Consider the following 7,050-nt stretch of genomic DNA (forward strand, 5'->3'; position numbering starts at 1 on the left):
CGTTCCATGGTGCAGAAGTCCTTCCGCGATGCCTACGCCGCCGCCCTCCGGCAGTGGCCCCAGCCCGTCGACGCCACCGAACTCCCCACGCCCTACGGTCTGACCCGGGTCAACAGCACCGGCCCGGCCGGCGCCCCGCCGCTCGTCCTGCTGCCCGGCGGCGGGGCCACCTCCACCGTGTGGGGCGCGTGCGTCTCCGCCGGGCTCGCTGCCGGCCGCCGGGTGCACGCCGTGGACCTGGTCGGGGATCCCGGGCTCAGCGTGCCCGCCGCAGGGGCGCGGATCGGCTCGGTGGCGGACCTCAACGCCTGGCTGGACGCGGTTCTCGACGGCCTCGGCCTCGGCCCCGACGGCGAGGGCCCCGTCGAACTCCTCGGGCACTCCTACGGCGGCTGGATCGCCGCCCACTACGCCGTCCACGCCCCCGGCCGGCTTTCCCGGCTCGTCCTCCTCGACCCCACCCAGGTCTTCGCGGGCTACCGGCCCGGCTACCTGCTGCGCGCCCTGCCCATGCTGCTGCGGCCGACCCCGGCCCGGATCCGCGGATTCCTCGCCTGGGAGACCGGAGGGGCCGCCCTCGACCCGGCATGGCTGCGGCTCCAGGAGGAGACCGCCGGGTTCCGTTCCGCCCGCCCCGTCACCGGACCCCGCCCCGACCTGACCCGTCTGCGGGACCGGGGGCCCGAGGTGCTCGTGCTCTTCGCGGGGGCCGCCCGCTGCCACGCCGCCCGGCGGGCCGCCCGCGCGGCCGCCGAGGCGCTGCCGGGTGCGCGGGTCGGCGTACTGGAGGGGGTCGCGCACCACGGCACGCCGCAGATCGCCGCCGACGAGATCGTGCGGCGCCTCGGTTAGGGCGTCCCGGTCAGGCCGTGTCGGCCCGGCCGTGCCCTCAGCCGGGTCGTGTCGGTCAGGCCGTGCCGGTCAAGCCGTCCCGGTCAGGCCGTGCGGGACAGCGCCTCCCGTACGGCCTCCTCGGTGCGGGCCACCACCGCGGTGCCGTCGTCCGCCGTGATGATCGGGCGCTGGATCAGCTTCGGGTGCGCGGCAAGGTGGGCGATCCAGCGGTCCCGCGCCGCGTCGGTCTCCTCGCGCGGCAACTCCCGTACGCCGGTCTCCCGGGCCAGCGGGTCCGAGGTCCGCGTGATGTCCCACGGCTCCAGGCCCAGCCGGCCCAGCACCTCCCGGATCTCGGCCTCGCTCGGCACGTCCTCCAGGTAGCGGCGCACGGTGTACTCGGCGCCCTCCGCGTCCAGCAGACTCACCGCGCTGCGGCACTTCGAACACGCGGGATTGATCCAGATCTCCATGGCCGACAGCTTATTGAATGCTCCCCTGCCTGAAGGGAGGAGATTCCATCCCGGATCAGCTGCTGCTGCGGAACGCTGGACCCTTCCCGCAGCCACGCGGTCTTGGCACGGGCCTCGGTCAGCATCCTGTCCAGCTGGGCCGGCCCGCACGTTCGCTGGTCCGCGCCCGCAGGCTGCCTCTTGTTCCGGATGTGTGTCTGCGTGGACTTGGCAACGCACTCGTTCCAGACCCACCGGCAGCGGTCCCACTCACCCAACAGGACCGTGCCGGCGGTCGACGACACGCGCAGCCGGAAAGTCCACCGGGCATGCCCGGCATCCCCGCCAGTGTCCGTAGTCGTCATGACGCGACCGTAGCGACGCGCCCCCGCCCCTCGCCCGGATTCCCCGACGATCCCACGAACGAGTGAGCGATCACGCACGCACCGACTGGCGATCAGTCAACTCGAAAGGCGGATTCCTGAAGGTCGGAGCCTCCTCGAACATCAGGTGAAGCGAGGCCTGGCCAGGGCCTTTGTCAGTGCCCGGAAGTAGAATCGAGAGCAGAACGACAGAACGCCAACTACCGTTTGGGAGGCTGTAGATGGCCGCTGCCGCGATCATTGTTGCGCCGAAGAAGAAGCCGCTGCCGGCGGGTCTGCCGCGCGAGTGGTACGAGTCCCACAACCGCCGCCTCAAGGCCATGCGCCTGGCCATATCCCTGCTCGACTCCGGTACCTACGACCCCGAGCGCGCCACCAACCGGAAGATCCGCAGCATGGCCGTCCGCACGGGCATCCGGCGCCCGTCCAACGTCACCTGCCGGATGGTCCGCTCCTTCCTCCGCGACGGCCGCTGACCGGGCCGGGTCGCGACCATGCGCCGGCCCCGGCGAGCTCCCCGGGGCCGGCGTCCTGCGGGGCGGGCGTCCTGCGGAGCCGGCGCCCTGCGGGGCGGGCGTCGTGCAGGGCGGGCGTCGTGCCCATCGTGCGGGGGAAGCGAGCCCGGCCCGGCGGGGACCGGCAGGAGACACCCTTCACGGCAACACCGGCACGGACAGCACCAGCACCGCCACGTCGTCCCGCGGCCCGCCGCCGGTGAACGCCTCCAGATCCCGCCAGACCGCCGCCACCACGGCCGCCGGCGGATCACCCGGCAAGCAGACCACCGGCACCCGGCCGCGCAGCGGGTAGAAGTATCCGGCCGCGTCCCGCGCCTCCGTCACGCCGTCCGTGTGCAGCAGCAGCCGGTCGCCCGGCCGCACCTGTACGTCCGCCACGGCCGGCGGAGCCACCCCCGCCAGCCCCAGCCCCAGCGGAGCACCCGGCTCCACCGCGACCTCCTCCGCCGTCGGCCCGCGCAGCAGCAGGGCCGGCGGATGCCCGCAGGAGACGACCCGTACGAGGTTCCGCCCCGGCGGGAACTCCAGCAGCAGGGCCGTGGCGAACAGCTCCGCGTGCTCCACCCCGGCCGAGTCCTCCACCAGCCGCCGGTCCAGCCGCGCCGCCACCGCACCCAGCTCGGCGTCGTCCAGGACCCCCTCCCGGAAGGCGCCCAGCAGCGAGGCCACCGTCCCGACCGCCGCCAGGCCGTGCCCCTGGACATCGCCGACCACCGCCCGCACCCCGTACGGCCCGGCGCGTACGTCGTACAGGTCGCCGCCGACCAGCGTGCCGCGCTGCGCCGCCCGGTACAGGCCCGAGCAGCGGACCCGGCCCACCTGCTCCGGGACCGGCGGCAGCACCGCCAGCTGGGCCGCCTCCGCCACCGTCCGTACGCTGACCAGCTGGGCGTCCCGGCGCCGCCGGACCCAGGCGATGACCACGCTCAGCAGCCCCACCGTCGCGACGGTCGCCAGGTCCGTGCCCCGGGCATTGCCCACCCCCAGCGCGGGCACCCCGAGCAGCACCAGCACCGCCGCCGCGAACACCGCCGTCCCCGTCGCCCCGTACGAGAACGCGGCGACCGGCGGCAGCGCGGCCAGGAAGAAGCCGAGCTCCACCGTGCCCGGAGTGGCCCGCTGGGCGAACACCAGCACCACCAGGGCCACCACGGGCGCGAACCGGGTCCAGCGAGGCGGCGGCGCCCCGCGCAGCCAGCCCGGCTCCTGCCGTCCGCGTCTCACCCCTCCACCCTGGTGCCCCGGCGGAGCCCCCGCACCCCGGACGCTTCCCCCGGGTGCCCCGGGTGCCCCGGGTGCCCCGGCTGGCCCCGTGCCCGCCCGGCCGGGACAGTGGTGCCGTGGCAGACAACGGGCAACCGCAGAGCGCCGCCATCAGCAGCCGCCTCAACTGGCTGCGCGCCGGCGTGCTCGGCGCCAACGACGGGATCATCTCCACCGCCGGCCTGGTGGTCGGCGTGGCCGGCGCCACCACCGCCCGGTCCGCGATCCTGGCCGCCGGCGTCGCCGGGCTGCTCGCCGGCTCGCTGTCCATGGCGGCGGGGGAGTACGTGTCCGTCAGCTCCCAGCGGGACTCCGAGCGGGCCGCCCTGGAGGTGGAGCGCCGGGAACTCGCCGAGGACCCGGAGGCGGAACTCGACGAGCTCACGGAACTGCTCGCCGCGCGCGGCCTCACCCGGGGCGTCGCCCGCGAGGCCGCCGTCCAGCTCACCGAACGCGACGCGCTGCGCGCCCACGCCCGCGTCGAGCTCGGCATCAACCCCGACGAGCTGGCCAACCCCTGGCACGCGGCCCTGGCCAGCCTCACCGCCTTCACCGTGGGGGCGCTGCTGCCGCTGCTGGCCATCGTGCTGCCCGAGCCCTCCCACCGGGTGCCGGTCACCGTGGCCGCCGTGCTGTGCGCACTCACCCTGTGCGGCTGGCTGAGCGCCCGGCTGGGCGACGCGCCGGTGCCGCGCGCGGTCCTGCGCAACGTGGCGGGCGGCGCCCTCGCCATGACCGTCACCTACGCGGTCGGCACCTGGCTCGGATCCACCTAGGGCTCGTTCCGGCCGATCACGGCCGATTCCGTCCGATCACGGCCGGGTCCGGGCCGCCCGGCACCGCACCTCGCCGCGCTGTCGGAGCGCCCGAGCAGGTCCGGTACACGGGCGCCCCTCCGCCATGCGAAGCACCGCATGCGCCGCCGCGGACCGGTCCTCGACCATCGCCCGGACCGGGCCCGGCGGGCCAGAATGAGTCGCATGCGGATCGCGGTCACCGGCTCGACCGGGCTCATCGGCAAGGCGCTCGTCCGTTCGCTGCGCGCCGACGGGCACGAGGTGGTCCGTTTCGTGCGCCGCCCGCCCCGCGCACCCGACGAGGCGTGCTGGGACCCGCGCGGCGGATACGTCGACCCGGCCGGGCTGGCCGGCTGCGCGGCGGTGGTGCAGCTGGCCGGCGCGGGCGTCGGCGACCACCGGTGGACCGCGGCGTACAAGAAGGAGATCCGGGACAGCCGGGTGCTCGGCACCGCCGCCATGGCCCGCGCCGTCGCCGCCCTCGACGAGCCGCCCCGGGTGCTGGTCAACGCGTCGGCCATCGGCTACTACGGGGACACCGGCGACCGGATGGCGGACGAGGACTCGCCGGCCGGGGAAGGCTTCCTGCCCTCGGTGTGCGTGGAGTGGGAGGCGGCCGCCGCCCCCGCCCATCAGGCGGGCGTCCGGACGGTGTTCTCCCGTACCGGCCTGGTCGTCGCCCGGGACGGCGGGGCCTGGGGCCGGCTGTTCCCGATCTTCCGGGCGGGGCTGGGCGGCCGGCTCGGCAACGGGCGCCAGTACTGGTCCTTCATCGCCCTGCACGACCAGATCGCGGCGCTGCGCCACCTGATCGACACGCCTGGACTGGCCGGGCCGGTGAACCTGTGCGGCCCCCAGCCCCTGACCAATCGTGAGGTCACGGCCGCGATGGGGCGGGTGCTGCACCGGCCGACGCCGTTCCCGGTACCGGCCTGGGCCCTGCGGATCGCGCTGGGGGAGTTCTCCCAGGACGTGCTGGGCAGTCAGCGGGTCCGGCCGGCCCGGCTGTTGGAGTCGGGCTTCGTCTTCCGCTACCCAGGAGTCGAGGAGGCGATCCGGGCGGCGGCCGTACGCGGCGAGCCGCACAGCTAGGGGTGTCTTGCCGATCACGGCGCGCCGTCCGCGTGACCGCTGTGCGACCGTTCGTGCTCGTGTGCGACCGCTGTGCGACCGGATCTGCTCGGAATTGGTGAGGCCGACTCGGGTAATCCTGGAGCCCGTTGGGGAAAGAGGACGAGACAAAGCCGCGCCGACCTCGGGGAGGGGCACGTGCTCAGCAGCGCACACCACGCGGACGTCGTCATTGTGGGAGCCGGAGTCTCGGGACTCGCGGCGGCACACCACCTCACTGCAGCGGGGGTATCGGTCACCGTTCTGGAAGCAGCGGACGGCTCCGGCGGCCGGATGGCCACGGAACACACGGCCGACGGGTTCCGGCTGGACCGGATCGGCCAACTGCTCAACACCTCCTACCCGGAGCTCGACCGCACGCCGGGCCTGGAGGACCTGGTGCTCCGGCCCTTCGCGCCGGGCGCGCTGGTCCACACCGAGGACGGGAAGCAGGTGCGCGCCGGAACGCTCACCCCGGTCCGCGCGCTGGCCGGCCGGTCCCTGGACCAGGCGCGGCTCGGCGCCGCGCTCGGCCGGCTGGCCGCGCTGCCGGTGGAGCGGGTGCTGGCCCGGCCCGAACGCACCGCCGCGGCGGCGCTGCGGGCGCGCGGGGCGATGCTGCTCCGGCCGCTGCTCGCCTCACTGCTCTGCGACCCGGGCCTGGGCACGTCCAGCCGGGTCGCCGACCTGGCCCTGCGCGGGTTCGCCCGGGGCCGGCTGGCGGTGCCCGAGGGCGGCGCGGCGGCCCTGCCGGAACTCCTGGCCGCCGGGCTGCCGCCGGGCACGGTCCTGACCGGGGTACGCGTCCGGTCGGTTTCCGTCAACGTGGTCACCACCGAGGAGCACGGCGCGTTCCGCTGCCGGGCGGTCCTGCTGGCCACGGGGGCGCGGGCGGCGGCGGAGCTGCTGCCGGGGCTGCGGGTCCCGGCGTTCCACGAGGTCACCGTGGTGCACCACACGACCGCCCCGGCCCTGCCGTCGGACGGCTCGCTGATCCTGGACGGGGACCCGCGCTGGCCGGTGGCGCACACCGCGGTGATGAGCGCGGTGGACCCGACCAGGGCGCCGGCCGGCCGCTCCCTCGTCACCACGACGGTGCTGGGCCCGCCGCCACCGCTGCGGACGGTGGCGTCCCGGCTGGCCCGGCTGTACGACACCGCGACCCGCGACTGGGAGCTGCTGGCGGTGCACCACACCCCGGAGGCGGTGCCGGCGATGCCGCCGCCGCACGACCTGCGGAAGGCGGTGCGGGTGCTGTCGGGGCTGTACGTGTGCGGGGACCACCGGGACACGAACACGGTGCAGGGGGCTTTGCAGTCGGCCCGGCGGGCGTCGGCAGCCGTCCTCCGCGACTTCGGCCTCACCCTCCCCACCTCCACCCCCTCCCTCCCAGCAGCAGCCTGACCCCGGCCCCGGCCGCCCCGGACTCGCAGCACGCCCAGGCTCCGGGGCGGCGCCCCACCCACCCGGCCCGACCGTGCGGCACCCCCAGCCTCGCCGGCGTTTTAGGCCTGCAACCGGAGCGGCGCCCCACCCACCCAGCCCCGCCGGGTGGTACCACCCCAGCCCCTCCGGCGTTTGAGGCGTGCGATCGGGGCGGCGCCCCACCCACCCAGCCCCGCCGGGGTCGGAGCGCTACCCAGCCCCTCCGGCGTTTGAGGAGCGGGGTCTGGGGCGGAGCCCCAGTTCGGGA

The 7,050-nt window shown here is 75.6% G+C and carries 7 protein-coding genes and 1 pseudogene; 5 read left to right on the forward strand and 3 right to left on the reverse strand.

Annotated features, from left to right (window positions below):
• The first annotated feature begins 6 nt into the window (after positions 1 to 6).
• Positions 7 to 852, forward strand: a complete 846-nt coding sequence (locus AB0447_RS05100) for an alpha/beta hydrolase (protein WP_366475068.1) — start codon at positions 7 to 9, stop codon at positions 850 to 852.
• 83 nt (positions 853 to 935) lie between these two features.
• On the opposite strand, the gene AB0447_RS05105 is transcribed toward AB0447_RS05100, so the two are convergent.
• Both AB0447_RS05105 and AB0447_RS05110 read right to left on the reverse strand, forming a co-directional pair.
• Positions 936 to 1,307 (reverse strand): ArsC/Spx/MgsR family protein, encoded by a 372-nt coding sequence (locus AB0447_RS05105; RefSeq protein WP_366475069.1) that lies wholly within the window; start codon positions 1,305 to 1,307, stop codon positions 936 to 938.
• A 47-nt stretch (positions 1,308 to 1,354) separates the two neighbouring features.
• Positions 1,355 to 1,651, reverse strand: a pseudogene (locus tag AB0447_RS05110) (RNA-guided endonuclease TnpB family protein); the annotation flags it as partial.
• A 239-nt stretch (positions 1,652 to 1,890) separates the two neighbouring features.
• On the opposite strand from AB0447_RS05110, the gene AB0447_RS05115 reads away from it, so the two are divergent.
• Positions 1,891 to 2,145, forward strand: a complete 255-nt coding sequence (locus tag AB0447_RS05115; protein WP_366475070.1) for a hypothetical protein — start codon at positions 1,891 to 1,893, stop codon at positions 2,143 to 2,145.
• A 177-nt stretch (positions 2,146 to 2,322) separates the two neighbouring features.
• On the opposite strand, the gene AB0447_RS05120 is transcribed toward AB0447_RS05115, so the two are convergent.
• The gene (locus AB0447_RS05120; RefSeq protein ID WP_366475071.1) at positions 2,323 to 3,411 is read right to left on the reverse strand and encodes a PP2C family protein-serine/threonine phosphatase; all 1,089 of its coding nucleotides are present in this window, start codon (positions 3,409 to 3,411) and stop codon (positions 2,323 to 2,325) included.
• Positions 3,412 to 3,527: 116 nt separating this feature from the next.
• Between AB0447_RS05120 and AB0447_RS05125 the strand changes: the two genes are divergently transcribed.
• From AB0447_RS05125 to AB0447_RS05135, 3 genes are all read left to right on the forward strand, one after another.
• Positions 3,528 to 4,226 carry a VIT family protein gene (locus AB0447_RS05125; protein WP_366475072.1) on the forward strand — a complete coding sequence of 233 codons (699 nt, stop codon included), beginning with the start codon at positions 3,528 to 3,530 and terminating at the stop codon, positions 4,224 to 4,226.
• Between the two features lie 195 nt (positions 4,227 to 4,421).
• Positions 4,422 to 5,339, forward strand: coding sequence for a TIGR01777 family oxidoreductase (locus AB0447_RS05130; protein ID WP_366475073.1), 918 nt, complete (start codon positions 4,422 to 4,424; stop codon positions 5,337 to 5,339).
• A gap of 177 nt (positions 5,340 to 5,516) precedes the next feature.
• On the forward strand, positions 5,517 to 6,761 hold the full coding sequence (locus AB0447_RS05135) for an FAD-dependent oxidoreductase (RefSeq protein ID WP_366475074.1): 1,245 nt from the start codon (positions 5,517 to 5,519) through the stop codon (positions 6,759 to 6,761).
• The last annotated feature ends 289 nt before the right edge of the window (positions 6,762 to 7,050 follow it).

Origin of the sequence: Streptomyces sp. NPDC051211, assembly GCF_040689505.1 — a bacterium.
In the GTDB taxonomy this organism is placed as follows: Bacteria; Actinomycetota; Actinomycetes; order Streptomycetales; family Streptomycetaceae; genus Streptomyces.